Source organism: Pseudonocardia xishanensis (assembly GCF_039541715.1).
GTDB lineage: Bacteria > Actinomycetota > Actinomycetes > Mycobacteriales > Pseudonocardiaceae > Pseudonocardia > Pseudonocardia xishanensis.
The window spans coordinates 113,192-134,437 of the sequence record NZ_BAABGT010000025.1 but is presented as its reverse complement, the minus strand read 5'-3'; the positions used below and the strand labels follow the sequence as shown (position 1 = coordinate 134,437).

Sequence of the window (21,246 nt, the reverse complement as noted above, 5' to 3'; positions counted from 1 at the left end):
GATGAGCCAGGACAACACCGCCTTCCACCCCGACTTCACCACCGCCCAGGCGCAGCTGCCGGACCGCGCGCGCGTGCACCTGATCAAGGGCTCGCAGCTGTCCGGGGACACCACCCAGACCACCGGCATGCGCCGGTTGGAGGCGGTCAGCGGCAAGTCCGTCGGCTCGGAGAAGCTGTGGACGGGCGAGACGCACGTCGCGCCCGCCACCAACTCCGGCGACCACCACCACGGCGAAGCCGAGACCTCGATCTACATCGTCAGCGGGAACCCGCGGTTCGTCTTCCACGACGGCACCGGCGAGGTCGCGCTGCAGACCGAGCCCGGCGACTACATCTTCGTGCCGCCGTTCGTCCCGCACCGCGAGGAGAACCCGGACCCGGACCACCCGGCCGTCGTCGTGATCTCCCGCAGCACCCAGGAGGGGATCGTCGTGAACCTCCCCGCCCTCTACCCCCTGGAAGAGAATCCCTCGTGAAACGCGTCCTGACCGCCGTCCTCGCCGCCGCCGCCCTGGCCCTGACCGCCTGCGGGTCGAGCGGCTCCGCGTCCGACGGCCCCGTCGACCTCTCGACGGTCACCCTGCGCGTCGGCGACCAGGCCGGCATCCAGCAGGCACTCGTCGAGGCCTCCGGTGCGCTGCAGGGCGCCCCGTACAAGGTCGAGTGGGCCCAGTTCCCCGCCGCCGCGCCGGTGCTGGAGGCCCTGCGCGGGGACGCGGTGGACCTCGGCGTCGCGGGCGACGCACCCACCCTGACCGCGCTGTCGTCGACGGACGACATCAAGATCGTCGCGGCGACCCGGGCGCCGCAGCAGTACGGGCTGTCGGTGATCGTGCCCAAGGACTCGCCCATTCAGTCCGTCGCGGACCTGAAGGGCAGGACCGTCTCCCCCACCACGCAGGGCTCGGTGGGCCACTACCTGCTGCTGCAGGCGCTCAAGGAGGCCGGACTCACCGACCAGGACGTCACGATCTCGTTCCTGCAGCCGGTCGACGCCGCCGCGGCGATGTCGTCGGGCGCGATCGACGCCTGGTCCACCTGGGACCCCTACACCGCGGTCGCCGAGCAGGACCAGGGCGCCCGGGTGCTGCGCGGCTCGGACGGGCTCGCCCCCGGCCTGACCTTCCTCGACGCGAACACCACCGCGCTCGAGGACGCAGGCAAGACCCAGGCGATGAAGGACTTCGTCGCCCGCTACGGCAAGGCCGTGCAGTGGGCGGCCGACCACCCCGCCGAGAACGCGGCGATCTACACGAAGCTGACCCAGCGACCCGCCGCCGTCGCGGACCTGATGTCGCAGCGGGCGAACCGCAGCCTGGTGCCGATCGACACCGCGCTCGTCGGGGAGATCCAGACCGTGGCGGACAACTACGAGGCCTACGGCGTGCTGCGCAAGAGGGTCGACGTCTCCGAGGCGGTCCAGGACCTCTCCCCCGCGGCCGTCTCCTGAGGCAGGCCCGCAACTTCAGCCGGGATGCCCACCTCGACCCCGCCACCCGCTACGACCGTGCGGCCGAGTTCCTCGACACGGTCGTCGAGCTCCGGGACACCTGGGCGGCCGGGGCGTCGGGCACGTTCCAGGCGGTCGCGGCGCGCACCGCCGAGGTGGTGTTCGCGGTCGCCCCCACCCTGGAGCGCGCCCAGGACTTCCGGTCCGGCTTCCGGGCCGTCGTCGCGGCGGCCGGTCGGAGCCCGGACTCGGCGAAGGTCCTACCGGGGACCATGCCGATCGTCGCCCCGTCGTGGCGCCGGCCGAGCGGTAGGTGCCGCATCGGCACCGTCCCCGGTGGACGGTCGGTCGGGGGAGCTCAGGCGGCCGCAGCGGAGGAAGCAGGCGCCCGCGAGGGCGACCAGGGTCGCGCAGAGCAGCCAGGCGATCGGCCAGCCCGTCGCGTCGACCACGGCACCGAAGGCGGGGGCGCTGACCAGGGCGCCGAGGAAGTAGCCGGTCATCGCCACCCCGGCGGCCCGCCCGGCGGCCGCGGGCGCCACCGCCACGACCAGGGCGTGCAGCAGGCCGACGGCGAGGAGGTGGGCGACCGTGGCCAGCGCCAGACCGGTGATCCCGAGCAGCGGCCCACCGGGGCTCCCGACCGCCACGGCCTGCACGACCGAGCCCAGCGCCGCGACGCCACAGGCGACCGCGGCCCGCGCGCCCAGGGCGCCGGGGCCCACCGCACGCGCGCGGGTGGCCATCACCAGGACGCCGACCACCCCCACGACGGACACGGCCGCAGCGAGGATCCCGGCAGTCAACACCTCGAGCGCCAGCGCGTCGCGGAGGTACGCCACGGACCACACCATCACCGGCTGCGAGCCCACGATCAGCAGGAACGCCGCCACGGGGAGCCTGCCGAAGCCCGCGGGGAGGCGGGAACGCCCGGTCGTGGTGGCCGACGGACGGGCGTCGGGCAGGACGCGCCCTGCCGCGGCCGCCACCATCAGCACCGGCACCGCCAGGACCGCGAGCAGCGGTCGCCAGCCCCAGGCCGCGGCCAGTGGGCCTGCACCCAGCGAGGCGACCGCGACGAGCGCCGGGATGCCCGCGGTGCGCACCGCCATCACCCGGGTGCGCTGCGCCGCGGGGACCGCGGCGGCGACGGCCGAGGTGGTGCCGGTGGTGGCCAGCGCGTACCCGGCACCCGCGACCACCGCGACGGCGGCGAGCACGGCGTACTCCGCGACGGCCGCCGCGACGAGTAGGCACACCGCCAGCAGGAGCAGGTCCGCCACGACCGCGGCCCGGGCGCCGATCCGCTCGGTGAGCCGTCCGGCCGCCACCGAGCCGAGCCCGGTCGCGCCGAAGAACAGCCCGACCAGGACGCCGATCGCGGGGCGGCCGAAGCCCTCGGCCGCCAGCAGCACCGGGGCCAGCAGTCCGAACAGGAACCCCGGCACACTCCCGAGCCCCAGCGCCAGTCCCCCGACGACCCCGACCGCGAGCCCGGCGCGCCCGCCCCTCAGGCGTGCCTCGCCCAGTGCAGCGCCCGGCGCTCGACGGCGGCGTAGAGGGCGTTGAGCAGGTTGCCCAGCACCCCCAGCACGATGACCGCCGCGAACATCGCCGGGATGTCGAAGTTCTGCTGCTGGTAGGTCAGGTAGAAGCCGAGGCCGTTCTGCCCGCCCACCAGCTCCGAGACCACCATCATGATCAGCGCGATGGGCAGCGCGACCCGCAGCCCGGCGGAGATCATCGGCAGAGCCGAGGGCAACACCACCCGTCGGGCGATCGCGAACCGGGTCAGCCCGAACATCCGGGCCGTCTCGACCCGCTCCGGACGGACCGACCGCGCCCCCGCCGCCGCGTTGACCAGCACCGGGAACACCACCCCGAACACGATCACGGAGATGCGCATGGAGGTGCCGAGGCCCAGCACGAAGACCGCCACCGGCAGCACGGCCACCGCGGGCAGTGCCCGGAGGAACTCCAGGGTGGGTCGCAGGTAGTCGTCGAGCGTGCGGGACATGCCGATCGCCAGGCCCAGCACGATGCCGATGACCGCGGCGAGCAGGAACCCCGCGGCGAAGCGCCCGAGGCTGGGCAGCACGTCGTGCACGACCACGTCCGGGAACCAGGTCTCCGCGAAGACTCCCAGCGTGCGGGAGAGCGGAGGCAGGTAGACGCTGCCGCCCGCCTGCCCCGCGACCTCCCAGAGGGCGAGCAGCACGACCGGCAGGACAGCGGGCACCCACTTCGGCGGGGCTCCGCCCCGACGCCGGGTGCTCGGTGCGGCGACGGCCATCAGGCGTCCCCTCTCCGGTTCCAGAACAGCATCCTGCGCTCCAGTGCCTGGACGCCGAGGGCGATCAGGTAGCCGAGCACGCCGACGACCAACACGCCCGCGTACATCTCCGGCGTCCGGATCGCGGCCTGCATGAACGAGATGAAGTAGCCGACCCCGCCCGCCGCGGTGAGCAGCTCGACGGTGATCGTGAGGACGAGCGCGATCGCCGAGGCGACCCGCACGCCGGTGAGCACGTTCGGCAGGGCCAGCGGCAGCACCACGCGGCGCAGCACCTGCACCCGCGACAGCCCGAAGGTGCGCGCGCTGTCCACGGCGACCGGGTCCGCGTCCCGCACGCCGTAGAGCGTGTTGAACAGCACCGGCCACAGCGAGGCGTAGAACGCCGCGAGGATCGTGGTGGTGCTCCCGACCCCGAACAGCAGGATCGCGAAGGGCACCAGCGCGACGGATGGCAGCGGGCGGAGGAACTCCACCACCCAGCGGACGATCGCGAACGTCCACGGCGAGCTGCCGAGGAGGAGTCCGGCCACGACGCCGACCACCGTGGCCAGCACCAGCCCGGCCAGTGCGCTGCCCAGCGTGCTCAGCAGGGCCACGCCGAGCGCGCCGTCGGCGAGCTGGTCGACCAGGGCGGCGGCGATCGCGGTGGGTTGCGGGAAGTACCGCGACCCGATCACCGTGGTGATCACCTGCAGCGCCAGGACCAGCCCGACCACGAACACGACCCCGCGCAGCCCCGCCCGGCCGAGCCTGCGCCCCCGCCCCGCCGGCCGCGCGGCCCGCGAGACGGCGACCTGGGGATCGACGACCGCGGTCACGACGTGGCCGGGGCGGCCGTGATCAGGTCGGCCGCGTTCAGCTCCTTCGGCAGCGTGCCGAAGCGGCGCTGCAGGTCGAGCTGGCTCTGGATCAGCTCGGGGGTGAGCTCGGTGCCGTAGTAGGACAGCGCGGAGCGGGCCACGACCGCCGGGTCCTGCCCGGTCGCCCCGGCGAGGATCGCGCGCCGGGTGTCGGCGTTGGCGGGATCGTTCGACCAGGTGCTGACCTCCGCCATGGCCTCCTGGATCGCCGTGACGGCGGCCGGGTTCTGCGCGGCGAAGTCCTTCGTGCCGAACCAGACGGTGTAGACGAACGGGTTGCCGCCGTTGACCGCGTCGTAGGGGCTGGCGAGCTTCCTCCCGCCGTTGGCCTCCATGTCGTCCTGGTACGGCGGCTGCAGCACGCCGCTCTGGACCTGGCCGGTCTCCAGCGCCTGCCCGATGTTCGGGAAGGCGAGGTTCACGAAGGTCACCGAGGCCGGGTCCACGCCCGCGTCCTGCAGCATCGCCATGGTCGAGAGGTGGGGCAGGGTGTTGAGCGCGTTGACCGCCAGCGTGGTCCCGGCGAGCTGGGACACCGACGTGATCGAACTGCCTGCGGGTGTCATCAGGAACGAGCCCGGGTTGTCCTTCCGGTACTCGATCCCGGGGGCGATCATGGTGAAGGGCAGGCCCTGGTTGATCCCGCTCGCGACGGCGGTGGGGGCGCTGCAGGCGAGGTCGGCCTGGCCGGAGGTCACGGCCGCGGCCAGCTCCGGCACGCCGGCGACGACGTCGAGGGTGACGTCGATGCCGTGTGCGGCGAAGATGCCCTGCTTCTCGCCGATGAAGCTCTGGGCGCAGGAGTCGGTGGCGACGGTGGCCAGGGTCAGGGCGATGCGGCCGTCGTCGCCGGTCACGTTCTGGGCTCCCCCGCCGCAGGCGGCGAGGGTGAGGGCCGCGGCGGCACAGGAGACGACGGTGGCGAGTAGCCGCCGGGTGCGAAGTGGTGCGGTCATGTTCGGGGGTCCTGTCCGGGGAGGGGTGATCAGGGAGACGATCAGGGGGTGGGCTCGTCGCCGGCGCGTTGCCGGTTGAGCCCCACCCGCTCGTGGATCAGCGCGCGGGCCTCGAGGAAGGCCTGCTCGCCGCGAGTGCGGATCTGGTTGCGGGGGCGGGCGAGTGTGATCGGGAGCTCCTCGACCACGCGGCACGGCGGCGGGCCCAGCACCTCCACCCGGTCGGCGAGGTACACGGCCTCGTCGATGTCGTGGGTGACGAGCAGCATCGTGATGCCCTCGTCGGCGTAGCGCTGCTGGATGGTCAGCAGCAGGTCCTCCAGGTTCTCCTTGGTCAGCGCGTCGACCGAGGCGAACGGCTCGTCCAACAGCAGGATCCGCGGCCGGAACGCCAGCGCGCGGGCGATCGCCACGCGCTGCTGCATGCCACCGGAGAGCTGGTAGGGGTGGTAGCCCTCGAACCCGGCCAGCCCGACGGCGGAGATCGCCTCGTCGATGCGGGCCCGCTTCTCGTCCGGGGTCAGGTCGGTGCGCTTCTTGAGCGGGAAGGCGACGTTCCCGGCGACGGTCAGCCAGGGGAACAGCGAGCGGGTGTAGTCCTGGAAGACCAGGGCCATCTCCGGCGGCGGCCCGGTGACGGGCTTCCCGTCGAGCAGCACCCGGCCCTCGGTCGGGTCCAGCAGCCCGCAGATCATCCGCAGCAGCGTGGACTTGCCGCAGCCCGAGGGGCCGACGATCGCGACGAACTCGCCGCTGCGGACCTCGAAGGACAGGTCCTTGGACACGAAGGGGCCGTCGGCCCGGTACTGCTTGGCCAGGTCCTCGATCCGCAGCAGCGGCTCGGCGGCCCGCGTGGCCACGGGGTCCTGCTCGGTACTCGACACGGCGGTCATGGCGATCCTCAGCTGTGGTGGGCGAGCAGCCGGAGCCGCTCGAGCACGAACGGGCGGTCCTTGGTGGCCAGGAAGTAGCCGGGCGACTGGGGGAAGACCGGCTCCAGGAAGGCGCCGAGCACCGCGCGGCCCGCGGCCCCGCGGCCGAGCGCGTGCGCGGAGAGGACCGTCGTGACGGCCTCCTGCACGACCAGCGGCGACCAGCTCTCCAGGTCCTGCAGCGCGTCCGCGACGGTTCCGAGCAGGGCGCGGCGGGCGGGGTCGTACTCCAGCGCGGCCGCCGGGGGCTCCTCCTCGCGGAAGGCCAGGAAGTTGCTCCAGTTGCCCGGGTGCTGCGCGGCCTCGGCGTCCGGCCGGACGACCTCGCCGTGCTTCGCGGTGAACACCACCTCGAGCCGCTGCCGCCCGGTCAGCCGCCCGCCGACCGTGTCGGCGAACTCGGTCGGCTGGTCCACCAGGTCCAGCACGGTGATGTCGGCCGCCCGCCCGACCCGCAGGGCACCGTGGCGGTCCGAGGCGCGCAGCCGCTCGGCGGCGTGGGTGGTGACCATGGGCAGGATCTCGCGCAGCGACATCCCCATGGCCAGGAACATCCCCATCACGTTGACCAGCGAGAAGGTGGGGCCGGTGACGTTGGCCTGCTGCAGGTCCGACGAGATGGTGGTCGGCAGGAAGCCCAGCTCCATGCTGCGCCGCGCGATCCGGAAGTCGAAGTTGAAGGCGCCCATGCCCACGTCGAACCCGACGCCGCGCTCGATCGCGGCGGCGACCGACGGGTACAGCTCGGTCTCGCTGCGGAACAGCGAGTTCGGGTTCGGCGAGTAGCAGTGCGTCACGGTGTCGCACGGGTCCAGCAGGTCGATGATCGCGTCCATGTCGAGCGGGAGCGGCTGCCGCTCCTGGATGTCGCCGACGTGGATGTAGAGGGGCAGGCCGAGGCTGCGGGCGAGGCCCTTCGCCATGGTCATCGGGCCGATCTCGCCGGTGGGCCCGAACGCGGGCACCTTCATCCCGGCGATGGTGTCGCGGTGGCGGTCGACCAGCTCGAACATGTCGGTGATCGGCAGCACCGGGACAATCGAGCGGATGTCCTTCTGCTGTTCCTCACCGATCAGCGAGACCGCGATCCCGCTCGGCCCGACGTAGAGCCAGGAGTACATGTCGGTGCGCAGTCGCCCGTCGAGCTGGGCGTGCATGTCCGGGAAGGACCAGGTGCCGGCGCCGCCCGCGTCGCACAGGGTGGTGACGCCGCTCTGCACACCGACGGTGTCGGAGTCGGAGAAGCCTATGCCGCCGAAGGCGTGCATGTGGATGTCGATCAGACCGGGCACGACGTACCGGCTGGTGACGTCGTGGACCTCGGCATCCGCGTCGGGGGTCAGGTCGGGGCCGATGGCGGAGATCCGGCCGTCGCGCACCGCGACGTCGGCGACGCCGTCGAGGCCGGAGGCGGGATCGAGCACGTGTCCGCCGCGCAGCAGCAGGTGGCGGCCGGTGCCGTCGGCGTGGGAGGAGCCGAGGGACATCAGAGGGAACCCTTCTCCGGTCAGGGGGTCACGTCGGCGGGGACGCCGTCGACGTGCCAGCGGCCGTCCAGCAGCGCGGCCGGGCGGGTGGCGATGGTGAAGCGGCAGTTCATGCCGCGGCCGGTGCGGCTGTCGAAGAGGAAGCCGTGCAGGGGGCACTTGACCGCCCTGCCCATCAGCGACCCCCGGGCCATGTCCGCGTCCTGGTGCGGGCACGCTCGGGCGACCGCGGTGTCGTGCTCCACCACGACGACCCATTCGGTGCCGTCCGCGGTGACGGGGACCAGGGGCCCGGTCAGCGGGTCGAACACCGGGGTGACGGTGCGCGTCCGGTCGGTCATCTCGCCTCCTAATACGCTGTATCGTACGTTGTACGATCAAGGGTTTCGAGTCGTCCGTGTTACAAGCGTGTGCAGGTCAGAGACTCAGAGACGACTCGGGGACGGGTCGAGCAGGGCCTCGGCGGCCCGGGTCGCCAGGCCCGCCGCGGCGTCGAGCTTCCAGGCGTTGCCGGGCAGCGGATGGGCGTGCCGGGAGAGCTCGGCGTCGACCGCCGCGCCCACCGCCGCGGGCTCCGGCCGGGTGCCGCGCAGGGCCGCCTCCGCGGCCGTCATCCGCAGCGGGGTCGGCGCCGTCGCGCCGAGCACGATCCGCACGTCCCGCCAGATCCCGCCCGGCCCGTACCCGACGGCGAGCGCGACCGACGCGGCGGCGAAGTCGCCGGTGTAGAGCGCGAGCTTGGTGAAGCTCGTCGCCCGCTCCCGCAGCGGCACGTGCACCGCCGTGACCAGCTCGCCCTCGCCCAGCACGGTCTCACCCGGGCCGGAGTAGAACTCCCCCACCGGGATCCGACGGCGGTCGGTCTCGATCTCCGCGTCCAGCGCGAGCAGGACCGTGCCCAGGTCCGAGGGCGTGACGGCCTGGCAGCGGTGGCCGTCGACGACCGCGTGCTGGAACCGGTGGTCGCCCAGCACGGCGTAGCAGGGGCTGGTCGCGCCGTTGCGCTTGTAGCAGTCGAAGCCGTTGCGGAAGAACCAGCAGCGCTTGGCCTGTACCAGGTTCCCGGCGACCGTCGCGGCCTCACGGATCTGCGGGGACGCGATGGTCTCGACCGCCTGCCGCACGGCGGCGGGCAGGCACCCGTCCGCGGCCAGCTCGGCCAGCGTGGTCGCCGCGCCGATGCGCAGCACCCCGCCCCGCTCGACGATCCCGCGCAGCGAGGTCACCGCCGCCACGCTGACCAGCACCGGGGCCGGGCGGGGCTCGGCGCGGCGCTCGATCGGGGCGTCGGTGGCCCCGCCGAGGATCGCGGCGGGGCCGCGGCCCAGCAGCCCCACCGCCTCATCCACCGTGGTCGGCGCGTCCACGGTCGGCTCGACCGGGACCGCGGCCCGACGGCGGGCGCGGTACACAGGCCCGAACCGCACACCCCAGGTGTGCAGGACGTGGTGCAGGCCCAGCGGGTAGGCGGCGCGGATCGCCGCGACCCACCATCGGCTCGGCCGCCGCCAGACCGTCGACCGCCGAGGGGCGCCGAGGGCGGTGAGGATCTTGTCCGGGGTGATCGGCAGCTCGCGGATCCGAACCCCGATCGCGTCCGCCACCGCGTTGGCCACCGCCGCACCCGGCGGGATGACCGACATCTCGCCGACGGCCTTGGCGCCGTACGGGCCGCGGGTCTCGTCCGGGTTGGCGACGATCACCGGTCGGATCGAGGGCAGGTCGGCGTTGCGCGGCATCGCGTAGTGCAGGTAGCCGGTGTTGACGATCCGCCCGCCCTCGCGGACGAGCTCCTCCCCCAGCGCCGCGCCGAGGCCCATCGCCACGCCGCCCGCGATCTGCCCCTCGACCAGCGTCGGGTTGATCGCGACGCCGACGTCGTGCGCCGCCACGTAGTCGACGACGCGGACCGTGCCGGTCAGCCGGTCGACCTCCACCCGCGCGCCGTGCGCGGCATAGGTGTAGGTCGGCGAGAGGTTCGCGGTGCTCTTCGCGGGGTTCAGCGGCTCGGTGCCGCGCAGCCGATAGGAGGTCTCGTGGGACAGCACGTCCTCGCCCTCCCGCTCACCGGGGACGGGATCGGGCCGGGTGTCGTCGGAGAGGGCGACCAGGTCGCCGAGGTCGACCGAGCCCGCCTCGGACTCGGCGCGGCCGCCGACCAGGGTGACCGCGTCGGTACCGAGCTTCTCCGCGGCCAGGGCGCGCAGGGTGGCGGCGAGCTCGCGGGCGGCCTGCCCCACGGACGACCCGGTCATGTGCGTGCCGCGGGAGGACCAGGCCCCCAGCTCGAACGGCGTGTGCTCGCCGTCCATCGAGGTCACCGACACGTCCGCGACGTCGATCCCCAGCTCCTGCGCCGCGACCTGGGCGAGGATCGTGTTCTGCCCCGTCCCGGCGTCCGCGCCGCCGTGGCGCACCCGGACGTGCCCGTCGGCGTAGAGGTCGAGGGCGGCGTCGCTGCGGTCCGCGTGCTCGTAGGCGTAGGCGCCCGAGCCGTGGCTGCCCGCGGCCACACCGCGGCCCGTCGCGACGCCGGCGCGCTCGGGGGTCCGCGGGGCGTCCCAGCCCAGGCCCTCGCGCACCGCGACCAGGCAGTCCCCGAGCCGATTCGTGCCCACCTCGTACCCGGACAGCGTGGTGGCGTGCTCCGGTGCGAGGTTCCGCAGCCGCAGCTCCAGGGGGTCGATGCCGAGCCGAGCGGCGATCTCGTCCACCTGGGACTCCATCGCCAGCGAGACCTGTGGGGTTCCGTAGCCGCGGAACTGGCCGCCGGGCTGGGTCGCGGTGTCGACGAGCCGGGCGTCGAAGCGGACGCCCTCCGGCCGGTACATCGACCCGAGCGTGATCACCCCGACCCGCATGACCGAGGTGCCCATGTGGTTGTACGAGCCGTTGTCGACGGCGACGTCCGCCTCCAGCGCCCGGATGACACCGGCGGAGTCGGCGGCGGTCGCGAGCGTGGTCTCGAAGCGGTGCCGGGGCTTGTTCGCGCCGAACTCCTCGGCGCGGCTCAGCTCGACCAGCACGGGCCGACCGGCCTTGCGCGCCAACGCCGCGGCCAGCACCTCGTGCTCGGAGGCCTTGGACTTCGACCCGAACCCGCCGCCGACGGCGACCTCCCGGCAGACGACCTGCTCGTGCCGCAGCCCGAGCAGGTGCGAGATCTCCTTGGCGATGAACCACGGAGCCTGGGTCGAGGTCCAGAGCTCGATGATCTCCCGCTCAGGGTCCCACGCGGCGAAGGTGGTGTTGGGCTCCATGCAGGCGTGGCTCACACTCGGGTACACGAACCGCCCGTCCACCCGGACCTCGGCCGCGGCGAGCCCCGCGGCGGCGTCCCCCCACTCGATCCGCAGCAGCTGGGAGACGTTCGGCTCGGCCGTGGTGCGCTCGTGCAGCCGGGTCGCGCCGCGGGACCGGGAGGCCGCGACGTCCAGCGGTGCGCGCCGCACGCGGTACCGCACGCGGATCGCGCGCAGTGCGGCTGCGGCCAGCTCCGGGGTCTCGGCGGCGACCGCGGCGACCTCCTGGCCCACGTGCCGCACCACGCCCGCGGCCAGCGGCGGCCGGTCGGACAGCGGGGCACCGCGGTGCAGGTAGGTGATCCCGGGCGCGAAGTCCGCGCTGGTCAGCACCGCGTGCACGCCCGGGGCGGCGGCGGCGCGGGAGACGTCGACGCCGCGGATCTCGGCGTAGGGGTGCGGCGAGCGGAGGATCGCGCCGTACAGCGGCGGGCGCCCGGCGCGGGCCTGCGCGACGACGTGGTCGGCGGTGTAGCGCACCAGCCCGACGCTGCGGTCCTCCCAGTCCAGGGGCCGGACCCGGGCCCCGACCCAGCCGGTCACGAGGTCCGCCGGGTCTCGGCCACGCGGCACACCGAGTCGGTGATGGCCTGGTAGCCGGTGCAGCGGCAGAGGTTGCCGGACAGCGCGTGCGCCACCCGCTCGCGGCGGCCCTCGACGGGCCGGTCGGCCTCCATGCGCAGCACCGCGCAGCCGTGCACGACCTGGCCGGGGGTGCAGAAGCCGCACTGGAAGGCGCCGCGGTCGGCGAACTCGGCGCGCAGGTCCGCGCTCTCGGCGGCGAGGCCCTCGCTGGTCCAGACGGGCTCGCGGACGAGCGCCGCGGGCGTCGCGCACGCCATCCGGGGCCTGCCCCCGACGAGGACGGTGCAGGCGCCGCACTCCCCGCGGCCGCAGGCGACCTTGGTGGCGGTGAGACCGAGCCGCTCGCGCAGCACGGTGGACAACGGGACGAGCCCGGCGACGGCGATCTCGATCTCCTCGCCGTTCACGACGAGCCGGTGGAGCTGGGTCACTGACGACCTCCTTACGGGTCGTACGTTGTACGACCGCGGTCGCGGCGGACAAGCGAACGTGACGTGAACCGGGCCGTGTTACCCAGTGTTCACGCTGGTCGGAGCAGGGTGGAGCGGGACGGACGCGGAGCGTCAGTCGGCGGCGTCGAGCTCGCGGACCACGGTCGCGACGAAGGCGTCGAGTCCGAAGGCGAACTGCTCGTCCGAGGGCAGGCAGACGAGCTCGTCCGCCAGTTCCACGAGCCGCGGGAACCGGTCGATCGGCAGGGCCGAGTAGACGTGCGAGCGCTGCCTGCGCTGCTCCTCGGTCTCGGCCGAGTCCCGGCTCGTGTGGCCCCACGGCCGCGGGACCTGGTAGCTGGCGAACCCGATCGCGTAGGTGATCAGGAAGCCGTAGCAGCGCACGGCGGCGGGGCCCGGGACGCCTGCCGCCACGAGCCTGCCGATCGGGCCCTCCATCGCGCCGTGCAGCGCGGTGTGGCTGTCGGTGATCCGGGTGGCGAGCAGCCGCACGACCGTCGGGTGGTCCCGCATCATCTCGAGGAACCCGTAGCCGACCTGGCGGATCGCCTCCGCCGGGCTCGCGGCGGGCTCGGCGGGCAGCCGCATCCGGCCGAGCACGTGGTCGGCCATGCCGTCGAGGATCTCGTCCCGGCTGCGGAAGTAGCTGTAGAGCGTCATCGCGCCGACACCGAGCTCGGCGGCCAGCCTGCGCACGGTCAGCTTGTCCAGGTCCGCCTCGGCGTCCGACAGGCTCAGGGCCACCTCGATGATCCTGTCCGGGGTCAGCGTGGCGCCCCGGCCGCGTCCCGAGCTCTGCCGTGCACCCTGTCGCGCCACTGCACCCCTCCCGGCCGTCCCCGCCCGGGTGGACCCTATGCGCTCAGCCACGGGGCCGACCCGCGAGATCCACCACGGTGTGGATCAGGTGTCGGGCCAGCCGCTCGGCCTCCCGGACGTCGACGACGTTCATCCCGGCCGGGAAGTCCAGCCGGACCGGCGCGTCCGGCCCGATGCGGTCCATCCCGATCCGCGCGGTGGGGATCCCCCTGCCGCGCAGGATGTTGGCGTCCGTCGCGCCGGAGTTGGCGACGATCGGGGCGTGCGGCCGCCCGGTCGCCTCCTCCCACGCCGCCACCGCGGCCCGGATGACCGGGGCGTCCTCGGGGGTCGCGGTCCCGGGGATGGAGAGCACCATGTCCCAGTCGATCCCGATGTCCGGGAACCGGCCGCGGATCTCGTCGATCGCGGCGGCGAACTCGCGGCGCACGTCGGCCGGGGTCTGCCGGGGGCTGGTGCGCAGGTCGACGGTGAAGCGGCAGAGCGCCGAGGTGGCCGAGGCCAGCCGCGGCCAGCCGCCCTCGATGGACGCGACGATCCCCTGCGGGGCGACCAGCCCGTCGGTGTGCCGGGCCGCGTACTGCGGGAACCACGCCTCCAGCTCCTGCACGACGACGGCGGCGTGCGCGATCGGGTTCCGGTAGGGCATCCGGTGCCGGGAGCCGACGTAGGAGAACGTGCCGCGCACGCGCACCTGGAACCAGCAGAGCCCGACCTCCTCCCAGGCGACCGCCCAACCGGGCTTGGCGATCACCGCGTGGTCGGCCCAGACCCCCTGCTCCAGCAGGAACGAACAGCCGACGCCCTGCCCCGCGTTGCGCCGGGTCAGGCCGCGGGTGGTCCGGCCGTTGGTGGGCATCCCGCCCGCCCCGAGCCCGACGATCACGTCCCCGGCCAGCGGGGTCCCCACCAGCGCCTCGGCGGCGGCGACCACGGCGGCGGCGTGACCCTTGGGGTTGCTCGCGCCGAGCCCCAGGACGTGGTCGCCGTGCACCTCCGCGCGCGGGCGCATGTCGGGGCGCAGGGTGTCCCCGATCCAGGGCAGGTCCTCGGCCTCGTCGCCCACGGTGAACGTGTCGATCGGGGCGTAGAGCAGCACGTCGTCCCCGGTGCCCGCCCCGCGCAGCCGCCCTACCGCGTTGCCCTGCCGGTCGTCGATCACCTGGTGGCGGCCCTCCAGGCCCGCGGCGCTGAGGGTGTCGGCGAGCCACTGCGCCAGCTCGGCCTCCTCGCCGGTGGGGCTGGGGATGTCGACCATGCTCACCACCAGCTCGGTGATCCGCGCCCGCGACAGCCGGGCCCGGGCGGCCTCGACCCACTCCCGGCGCTCGGCGTCCAGGCCACCGAGCACGGCGGTCACGCGTCCCGCCGGACGGTCAGCACGGTCGTCGCCCGGCCGCAGCGGGCCAGCAGCCCCGCGCCGTAGCGGCGGCGGACGAGCCGGTCGGCGGCCACGGAGACCGCGGCGGCCGCCGCGGCGAGGATCAGGGTGCGGCTCATGCGGGCTCCAGGTGCGGGACGGGGAGGAAGGCGTCGACCAGTGCGGCGACGGCCGCGGGGCGCTCGGACTGGGGGTGGTGAGCGGTCCGGGAGAGCACGGTGAGGTCGCCCCGGGGTAGTGCGCCGGCGAGCACGGCGCCGTAGTCCGGCCCGGAGAACGGGTCGTGGGCGCCCCAGACCGCCAGGGTCGGGGAGGCGACCGCGCCGAGCAGCGGGCCCAGGTCCTCGTCGGCGCCGCGGGCGGCCGGGTCGGTCGCCACCGCGAGCGCGACGTCCGTCGTCGCGGCCCGCAGCCGCGCCGCGACGAGCTCGTCCGACGGCCGGTCCCCGTACCACTCCACGCCCTCCATCAGCGCACGCATGGTCGCCGGGCCGGGCTCGGCGTAGAGGGCGTCGCGCAGCCGGAGACCGAGGCCGGGGTCCACGGTGGTGCCCGGGAACGCGGCCGGGGTGCTGCCGATCAGCACGATCCGACCGACCCGCTCCGGGCGGCGCGCGGCCAGCGCCAGCGCGACCGCGCCGCCGAGGGACTGAGCCAGCACGTCGATCGGGCCGGGCAGCCCGAGCCGGTCGAGCAGGGTGTCGAGCGCGGCGGCCGGACCGGAGTACCGGCCCGGGGGGAGCTCCGGGCCGGGGAGCGGGGACCCGCCGTAGCGCGGCAGGTCGACGCACAGGAATGCCCGGTCCTGCCGCAGCGCGAGCAGCGCGGCGAAGTCCGCCGTGGTGTGGCACCCCGGCCCGCCCCCGTGCAGCACGACCACGGGGGTGCGGTGGCGGGGGCCGAGCCGGGTGCAGTGCAGGCCGCCGATCACGCGGCCGGGGACCGCCATCAGTGGCCCTTGCGCTTCTCGGTCGGCTGCACCACGACGTCCGCCTGCTCGACGTGCCGCCGCCAGGCCGTCAGCGACAGGTCGGGGCGGTAGAGCCGCTCGGGCGGGGCGTCCATGACGTCGACCATCCAGGCGTCCTGCGCGGTGAACTGGCCATGGAACAGCCAGCGGATCGCGGCGAGGTACTTCGCCTGGAAGAGCCGAGCACGCCAGCTCCGTTCGAAGCGCACCATCAGCTGCACGTAGCGGACGTGGTCGGCGTCCACCGGCACGTACCACTCGTAGTGGATGAACTGCGGGTACGCGACGCGCAGCAGCCCGGGCAGCCGGATGGACACGAAGCCGGGCAGGTCCAGCCCGGCGATCACCGGGTTGGCGTCGCCGTTGCCACCGGGGCGGTCCGGCAGCGGCATCCGCTTCCACCAGCGCCTGTTGGTGAAGGTGCCGACGCCCGGGAACTCCGCGTCCCAGTGCACCTCGTCCTGCACCCGGATCAGCCAGCCGTCCTTCTCCACGACCCGGGTCATGTTCCAGGTCGGCATGACCTTGAACAGCCGCCAGAGCGCGGTGTTGTGCAGGTACTTCGCGTGGCCCTCGTCGAAACCGTTCTCCGCGGCGAACCGCCAGTTGCCGTCCCGGATCTCGGTGCGCCCGCCGAGGACGAGGGAGTTGTCGTTCAGCTCGGCCGGGATGTCCCGCTCGACGGGTGGCGGCGCGGCACCGTCCTCGACGTCTCCGATGTAGAGGAAGACCAGCCCGAGCCGCTCGGCGACGGGGTAGGTGGCGACCTTCACCCGGCCGCAGATCGGCGAGTCCGGGCCGTCGGTGATCACGGCCTTGAGCCCGCCGTCCTGCAGGTCGTAGGTCCAGCCGTGGTAGGGACAGCTGATCGTGCCGGGGAACTGCCTGCGGCCCAACGACAACGGGACGCCACGGTGCGGGCAGCGGTCGTGCAGCGCGCGGATCGAGCCGTCGCGGTCGTCGCGGACCAGCACGACCCGCTCCCCCGCGACCGTCAGCGGCACCGGCTTGCGGCCGACCTGGTGGGCGAAGACGGTGGGGTACCAGTAGTTCCGGAAGCCCAGCTCGGCGGCGTCGTAGGTCGACCACGCCGACCAGTCCGCGCCCGCCTGCACGGGCGGGCCGGGCGGCAGTGGGGCCTCGCGGGCGGGGCCGCGGCGGCGGGCGGGCCTGCGCGGAGCGAAGACCGCGGCGGCGGTGTCCGCGGTGTCTCGGGCGTCTGCGGTGTCTGTGGTGTCCGCGGTGTGTGCGGTGTGTGCGGTGTGTGCGGCGTCGACGGTGGGCGCCGGGGGCACGGCGTCACGGAGCTCGGTCACGGGGGCCTCTCGGGATGGGGAGCGGATCAGGCGTCGAGCACGAGCTCGGGGGTGCGGGCGCGGGAGACGCACGGCATGACCCGGTCCACGGCGTCCGGTTCGGTCAGCTCGTCGCGGTGCTCGGGGAGCCCGGCGAGGACGGGGGTCTCGCAGCTGCCGCAGATCCCTTCGCGGCAGGCGTTCGGCAGCTCGACGCCCGCGGCCTCGAGCACGTCGAGCGCACTCTCCCCCGCGGGGACGGTGACCCGGACGCCGCTCCGCTGCGCGACGACGTCGAACGGCACGTCGTCGGTCGTGTCGCGGGCTGTGGCGGCGAACCGCTCGACGTGGAGCGTCCCGGCGGGCCAGTCGGCGCAGGCGTGCTCCATCGCCTCGATCAGCGGGGCGGGTCCGCAGCAGTAGACGGCGACGCCCGCGCGCGGCAGACCGAGCGCGGCGACCAGGTCGAAGCGGCCACCGCGGATGTCGATCCGCTCGTCGGTGCCGAGCCGGTCGAGGAACGCCATCGACCCCCGCGACCGGCCGCTGTAGAGCAGCCGCCACGACAGCCCGGCCGCCCGGACCGCCTCGATCATCGGCAGCAGCGGCGTGATCCCGATGCCGCCCGCCACGAACACGTACTCGGCCGCCGGGACCAGCGGGAAGTGGTTGCGCGGCCCACCGACCTCGACCCGCTCGCCCGGGCGCAGCACCGCATGCACGTACTCCGAGCCGCCGCGCGAGGCGTCCTCGCGCAGCACGGCGATCCGGTAGGTGCGGCGGTCCGCCGGGTCCCCGCACAGGGAGTACTGGCGGACGTGCTCGGGCAGCCCCAGGTCGATGTGCGCGCCCGGAGCCCACTCCGGCAGCAGCCTGCGGGCCGGATCGGCGAGCAGCACCGAGAGCACGCGGTCGGACTCCCGGCGCAGCTCGATCACCTCGAGATCGAGCACACCCTCGTCGGCCCGCGGGGGGAGCACCGCGGGCCGGACATCGGTCGATGTCACCGGCACCTCCTGTAGTCGTACAACGTACGGTACAGCCCGGACGTCGCCCCGGGAACGTGGCGCCGACCGCATCCGGGCAGGCCGGAGGCGGTCTCGTGACGGTGGCGTTACGGCTGGACGGGGAGTCGGCTCTACCGGGCGCCCGGGAGCGAGCGCGGAGCGGTGCCGCTGCACCACAGCCAGGCGGTGCCGCCGAGGGTGGCGAGCACCAGCGAGCCGACGACGGCGGCGCCGGACAGCGCGGCCATGCCCGCGAGCAGGCCGAGGCCCCCCAGCAGCAGCGCGGCCAGCGCCAGACGCCTGCCGACCGGGCGCCGCAGACGCCCGGTGCGCAGCCGCTCGGCGAGGGCCGGGTCCTGCATCGCCAGTCGCGTCTCGATCCCGCGCAGCTGCGCGAGCTCCTCGCTGCTCAGCATCGGCACCCCTCCGTGTGTGACATATCGATGACACACCGGAAACGCAGTATTCACAAGAGGAGGGCGTCCACCGCCCACTGTCGGAGCAGTGCCCGCAGCGCCGTGACGAGGACCAGCGGCTGGTCCAGCATCGGGTGGTGGCCGGTCGCGGGCAGGTCGACGATCGGGGCCCGGTGCCCGAGCAACGCGTCGATCTCGCCCGCCATGGTGTCCGGGACCAGGCCGAACTCCGAGCGCAGGAAGCCCGCCCGGCACGTGACGTCCGGCAGCAGGTCCCGCAGCAGCTTCCGCTCGGCGAAGAGGACCGGATCGAACTTCCACGTCCAGCCGCCCTCGACCCGCCGCACCGACTCCTCGGCGATGTGGCGGCGGACGTACTCGAGCATGACCTCCTGCGCGGGCATGGTGCGGAAGCGGCTCAGGATCGCCTCCCGGTCGGCGTAGACCTTCCGCGGGCGCGGCTCGGGGCGGCGCAGCCCCTCCTCCTCCGGCGGCTGGACGTGCAGGGGCGAGTCGATGATGACGATGCCGTCGCACTCGGCACCGTGGCGCGCGCCGACCATCGCGGTGACGAAGCCGCCCATGCTGTGTCCGGCCACCAGCGGCGGGCCCCCGATCCCGCCCACCGCCGCCACCGTCATGACCTCCTTCGCCCAGGTCTCGAGGTCGTAGGTCGACCGGCGCTCGCTGTCACCGTGTCCGGACAGGTCGAGCGCCAGGATCCGGCCGCGGCGGGCGAAGAACGGCGCGATGTGGTCCCACCAGCCGGAGTTCGCCGCGCCGCCGTGCACGAGGACCAGCCCGCGCTCCCCCGGCTCCCCCCACGCGCGGTAGTGCACGCGGGCACCGTCGACCTCCACGTCGTGGTGCTCCGGGGGCCGGGCCAGTGCCTCGAGGAACCAGCGGGGGGCGTCGGACTCGGTCATCCGGCGATCGTCGCACGCCGACCCGGTCGACCCCCGCGGCCCTCACACCGCGTCGTGGACGATGATCCCCGGGACCCGCCGCCGTCCGGCCCGCACCGCGCTGACCCCGTGCCGCCTCGCCGAACCCGTGGCCGCCATGACGACGGCGCTCCGGCCGCGCGGGGCGCGGGGATCCGGTGGGAATCAGACGTCGAGGCGGTAGCCCATGCCCGGTTCGGTGTGCAGGTAGCGGGGGTGCGCGGGATCGGGCTCCAGCTTGCGACGCAGCTGGGCGAGGTAGACGCGCAGGTAGTTCGTGTTGTCCTCGTACTGGGGGCCCCAGACCCGGCGCAGCAGCTCCCGCTGCCCGACCAGCGCCCCCCGGTGCGCCGCGAGCATCTCGAGGATGCCCCACTCGGTCGGCGTGAGGTGGACCGGCTCGCTTCCCCGCAGGACCCGCTTGGCCCCGAGGTCCACGGTGAGCTCGCCCAGCCGCAGCACCGGTTCCGCCGGTCCGGTGGCGGTGGTCCCGCGGCGCACGGCGGCCCGCAGCCGCGCCAGCAGCTCGTCCATGCCGAAGGGCTTGGTCACGTAGTCGTCCGCGCCCGCGTCGAGCGCCGCGACCTTCTCGGCCGAGTCCGTGCGCGCGGACAGCACGAGGATCGGGACCGGGCTCCAGCCCCGGATCCCGGCGATGACGTCGACGCCGTCGAGGTCCGGCAGGCCGAGGTCCAGCACGACGACGTCCGGGTGCCGGTCGGCGGCCGCCCGCAGCGCCGCGGTCCCGTCGGCGGCCACGGTGACCCGGTAACCCTGCGCCACCAGGTTGATCCGCATGGCCCGCGCGATGGCGGGATCGTCGTCCACGACGAGGACGTGGGTCGGTGTCGCCGGGGCCTGGGGCACGCCCCCATTCACTCACAGCCGTGTTCTCGATCTCTCCGGGCATCGCCGGGCGCGCGTGCCCCGTTGTGCCGGGGAGATCCCCGTCGCGAAGGAGCCCGCCCGTGCCGTCCCTGTTCGACCCGATCACCCTGCGCGGCGTCACCACGCGCAACCGGATCTGGCTCGCCCCGATGTGCCAGTACTCGGTCGAGGCCCGCGACGGGGTGCCCACCGACTGGCACCTCGTTCACCTCGGCGCCCGCGCGACGGGTGGGTTCGGCCTGGTCATGACCGAGGCGGCGGCCGTCACGCCCGAGGGCCGGATCTCGCCGCAGGACGCGGGCATCTGGTCGGACGAGCAGGCCGCGGCCTGGTCCCGGATCACCGCCTTCCTGCGCGCCGAGGGCGCCGTGCCCGCGATCCAGCTCGCGCACGCCGGCCGCAAGGCCTCGCGGCTCGCCCCGTGGGAGGGCGACGGGCCCGCCGAGGACGGCTGGGAGGCCGTCGGCCCCGCGGACGTCCCGTTCCAGGGCTACGCCACCCCGCGAGGGCTCGCGCAGCCCGAGATCGCCGAGATCGTCACCGCGTTCGCCGACGCGGCCCGGCGGGCGGACGCGGTCGGGTTCGACGTCGTCGAGCTGCACGCCGCGCACGGCTACCTGCTGCACCAGTTCCTGTCCCCGCTGTCCAACCTGCGCACGGACTCCTACGGGGGCTCGTTCGAGAACCGGATCCGGATCGTGCTGGAGGCCGCGGACGCGGTCCGCGCCGCGCTGCCCGACCACAAGGCCCTGCTCGTGCGGCTGTCCGCGGCCGACTGGGTCGAGGGCGGCTGGACCGTCGAGGAGACCGTGGAGCTGTCCGCGCTGCTCGCAGGACACGGCGTCGACCTGGTCGACGTCAGCTCCGGCGGGCTGGACGCCCGGCAGGCCATCACCATCGGCCCCGGCTACCAGGTGCCCTTCGCCCGGGACGTGCGGCAGAAGGCGGGCGTCCCCAGCGGCGCGGTCGGCCTGATCACCGATCCCGCCCAGGCGCAGGCGATCCTGGACGAGGGCTCCGCGGACGTGGTGCTGCTCGCCCGCGCCGCCCTGCGCGAGCCCGGGTGGCCGCAGCGCGCCGCGCACGAGCTGGGTGTCCCGGGCCCGTACCCGGTCCAGTACACCCGGGGCGCGTGGCGCCGACCCACGTGATCGCGGTCATTCGATCAGGTGGAGGAACACCACTCCGTTCGGCCCAGCGCGTT

The 21,246-nt window shown here is 74.3% G+C and carries 21 protein-coding genes; 3 read left to right on the top strand and 18 right to left on the bottom strand.

Features of this window, described 5'->3' with window-relative positions; all coding sequences use genetic code 11:
• The first annotated feature begins 1 nt into the window (after window position 1).
• The gene (locus tag ABD993_RS09075; protein WP_345414660.1) at window positions 2–478 is read left to right on the top strand and encodes a cupin domain-containing protein; all 477 of its coding nucleotides are present in this window, start codon (window positions 2–4) and stop codon (window positions 476–478) included.
• Window positions 475–1,452 carry an ABC transporter substrate-binding protein gene (locus ABD993_RS09070; RefSeq protein ID WP_345414659.1) on the top strand — a complete coding sequence of 326 codons (978 nt, stop codon included), beginning with the start codon at window positions 475–477 and terminating at the stop codon, window positions 1,450–1,452. The genes ABD993_RS09075 and ABD993_RS09070 overlap by 4 nt, the downstream gene beginning before the upstream one ends.
• 260 nt (window positions 1,453–1,712) lie before the next feature.
• On the opposite strand, the gene ABD993_RS09065 is transcribed toward ABD993_RS09070, so the two are convergent.
• The 18 genes from ABD993_RS09065 to ABD993_RS08980 all read right to left on the bottom strand — a co-directional run bounded on the left by ABD993_RS09065 (window position 1,713) and on the right by ABD993_RS08980 (window position 20,021).
• Entirely contained in the window at window positions 1,713–2,900 is a 1,188-nt protein-coding gene (locus ABD993_RS09065) for an MFS transporter (protein ID WP_345414657.1), read from the bottom strand.
• A gap of 62 nt (window positions 2,901–2,962) precedes the next feature.
• Window positions 2,963–3,745, bottom strand: coding sequence for an ABC transporter permease (locus ABD993_RS09060; RefSeq protein ID WP_345414655.1), 783 nt, complete (start codon window positions 3,743–3,745; stop codon window positions 2,963–2,965).
• Window positions 3,745–4,566 carry an ABC transporter permease gene (locus tag ABD993_RS09055; RefSeq protein ID WP_345414653.1) on the bottom strand — a complete coding sequence of 274 codons (822 nt, stop codon included), beginning with the start codon at window positions 4,564–4,566 and terminating at the stop codon, window positions 3,745–3,747. The genes ABD993_RS09060 and ABD993_RS09055 overlap by 1 nt, the downstream gene beginning before the upstream one ends.
• Window positions 4,563–5,564: an ABC transporter substrate-binding protein gene (locus tag ABD993_RS09050; RefSeq protein WP_345414651.1), complete on the bottom strand. Its 1,002-nt coding sequence runs from the start codon at window positions 5,562–5,564 to the stop codon at window positions 4,563–4,565. Before ABD993_RS09050 ends, ABD993_RS09055 begins: the two co-directional genes overlap by 4 nt.
• 41 nt (window positions 5,565–5,605) lie before the next feature.
• Entirely contained in the window at window positions 5,606–6,457 is an 852-nt protein-coding gene (locus ABD993_RS09045) for an ABC transporter ATP-binding protein (protein ID WP_345414649.1), read from the bottom strand.
• Window positions 6,458–6,465: 8 nt separating this feature from the next.
• Window positions 6,466–7,983 carry an amidohydrolase family protein gene (locus ABD993_RS09040; protein WP_345414647.1) on the bottom strand — a complete coding sequence of 506 codons (1,518 nt, stop codon included), beginning with the start codon at window positions 7,981–7,983 and terminating at the stop codon, window positions 6,466–6,468.
• 20 nt (window positions 7,984–8,003) lie between these two features.
• Window positions 8,004–8,324: a Rieske (2Fe-2S) protein gene (locus ABD993_RS09035; RefSeq protein ID WP_345414645.1), complete on the bottom strand. Its 321-nt coding sequence runs from the start codon at window positions 8,322–8,324 to the stop codon at window positions 8,004–8,006.
• Between the two features lie 84 nt (window positions 8,325–8,408).
• On the bottom strand, window positions 8,409–11,858 hold the full coding sequence (locus tag ABD993_RS09030; RefSeq protein WP_345414643.1) for a molybdopterin cofactor-binding domain-containing protein: 3,450 nt from the start codon (window positions 11,856–11,858) through the stop codon (window positions 8,409–8,411).
• Complete coding sequence (locus ABD993_RS09025; protein ID WP_345414641.1) at window positions 11,825–12,301, bottom strand: (2Fe-2S)-binding protein; 477 nt, start codon at window positions 12,299–12,301, stop codon at window positions 11,825–11,827. The genes ABD993_RS09030 and ABD993_RS09025 overlap by 34 nt, the downstream gene beginning before the upstream one ends.
• A 132-nt stretch (window positions 12,302–12,433) precedes the next feature.
• The gene (locus ABD993_RS09020; RefSeq protein WP_345414639.1) at window positions 12,434–13,066 is read right to left on the bottom strand and encodes a TetR/AcrR family transcriptional regulator; all 633 of its coding nucleotides are present in this window, start codon (window positions 13,064–13,066) and stop codon (window positions 12,434–12,436) included.
• A gap of 118 nt (window positions 13,067–13,184) precedes the next feature.
• Window positions 13,185–14,501 carry a M20 family metallopeptidase gene (locus tag ABD993_RS09015; RefSeq protein WP_345414637.1) on the bottom strand — a complete coding sequence of 439 codons (1,317 nt, stop codon included), beginning with the start codon at window positions 14,499–14,501 and terminating at the stop codon, window positions 13,185–13,187.
• Entirely contained in the window at window positions 14,498–14,641 is a 144-nt protein-coding gene (locus tag ABD993_RS09010) for a hypothetical protein (RefSeq protein WP_345414635.1), read from the bottom strand. Before ABD993_RS09010 ends, ABD993_RS09015 begins: the two co-directional genes overlap by 4 nt.
• Window positions 14,638–15,471 (bottom strand): alpha/beta fold hydrolase, encoded by an 834-nt coding sequence (locus ABD993_RS09005; protein ID WP_345414633.1) that lies wholly within the window; start codon window positions 15,469–15,471, stop codon window positions 14,638–14,640. The genes ABD993_RS09010 and ABD993_RS09005 overlap by 4 nt, the downstream gene beginning before the upstream one ends.
• The gene (locus ABD993_RS09000; protein WP_345414631.1) at window positions 15,471–16,808 is read right to left on the bottom strand and encodes a Rieske 2Fe-2S domain-containing protein; all 1,338 of its coding nucleotides are present in this window, start codon (window positions 16,806–16,808) and stop codon (window positions 15,471–15,473) included. Before ABD993_RS09000 ends, ABD993_RS09005 begins: the two co-directional genes overlap by 1 nt.
• A 26-nt stretch (window positions 16,809–16,834) precedes the next feature.
• Complete coding sequence (locus ABD993_RS08995; protein WP_345414629.1) at window positions 16,835–17,794, bottom strand: PDR/VanB family oxidoreductase; 960 nt, start codon at window positions 17,792–17,794, stop codon at window positions 16,835–16,837.
• Between the two features lie 131 nt (window positions 17,795–17,925).
• Window positions 17,926–18,210 carry a DUF3040 domain-containing protein gene (locus tag ABD993_RS08990; protein WP_345414627.1) on the bottom strand — a complete coding sequence of 95 codons (285 nt, stop codon included), beginning with the start codon at window positions 18,208–18,210 and terminating at the stop codon, window positions 17,926–17,928.
• Window positions 18,211–18,260: 50 nt separating this feature from the next.
• Entirely contained in the window at window positions 18,261–19,136 is an 876-nt protein-coding gene (locus tag ABD993_RS08985; protein WP_345414625.1) for an alpha/beta fold hydrolase, read from the bottom strand.
• 183 nt (window positions 19,137–19,319) lie between these two features.
• Window positions 19,320–20,021, bottom strand: coding sequence for a response regulator (locus ABD993_RS08980; RefSeq protein WP_345414623.1), 702 nt, complete (start codon window positions 20,019–20,021; stop codon window positions 19,320–19,322).
• 101 nt (window positions 20,022–20,122) lie between these two features.
• On the opposite strand from ABD993_RS08980, the gene ABD993_RS08975 reads away from it, so the two are divergent.
• Window positions 20,123–21,193 (top strand): NADH:flavin oxidoreductase/NADH oxidase, encoded by a 1,071-nt coding sequence (locus tag ABD993_RS08975; RefSeq protein WP_345414621.1) that lies wholly within the window; start codon window positions 20,123–20,125, stop codon window positions 21,191–21,193.
• Window positions 21,194–21,246: the final 53 nt, after the last annotated feature.

Excerpts from the sequence above, each read along its gene's own strand:
- ABD993_RS09075 (WP_345414660.1), top strand. The coding sequence starts at position 2 with ATGAGCCAGGACAACACCGCCTTCCACCCCGACTTCACCACCGCCCAG.
- ABD993_RS09060 (WP_345414655.1), bottom strand. The coding sequence starts at position 3,745 with ATGGCCGTCGCCGCACCGAGCACCCGGCGTCGGGGCGGAGCCCCGCCG.
- ABD993_RS09050 (WP_345414651.1), bottom strand. The coding sequence starts at position 5,564 with ATGACCGCACCACTTCGCACCCGGCGGCTACTCGCCACCGTCGTCTCC.
- ABD993_RS09045 (WP_345414649.1), bottom strand. The coding sequence starts at position 6,457 with ATGACCGCCGTGTCGAGTACCGAGCAGGACCCCGTGGCCACGCGGGCC.
- ABD993_RS09040 (WP_345414647.1), bottom strand. The coding sequence starts at position 7,983 with ATGTCCCTCGGCTCCTCCCACGCCGACGGCACCGGCCGCCACCTGCTG.
- ABD993_RS09035 (WP_345414645.1), bottom strand. The coding sequence starts at position 8,324 with ATGACCGACCGGACGCGCACCGTCACCCCGGTGTTCGACCCGCTGACC.
- ABD993_RS09010 (WP_345414635.1), bottom strand. The coding sequence starts at position 14,641 with ATGAGCCGCACCCTGATCCTCGCCGCGGCGGCCGCCGCGGTCTCCGTG.
- ABD993_RS09005 (WP_345414633.1), bottom strand. The coding sequence starts at position 15,471 with ATGGCGGTCCCCGGCCGCGTGATCGGCGGCCTGCACTGCACCCGGCTC.
- ABD993_RS08990 (WP_345414627.1), bottom strand. The coding sequence starts at position 18,210 with ATGCTGAGCAGCGAGGAGCTCGCGCAGCTGCGCGGGATCGAGACGCGA.
- ABD993_RS08985 (WP_345414625.1), bottom strand. The coding sequence starts at position 19,136 with ATGACCGAGTCCGACGCCCCCCGCTGGTTCCTCGAGGCACTGGCCCGG.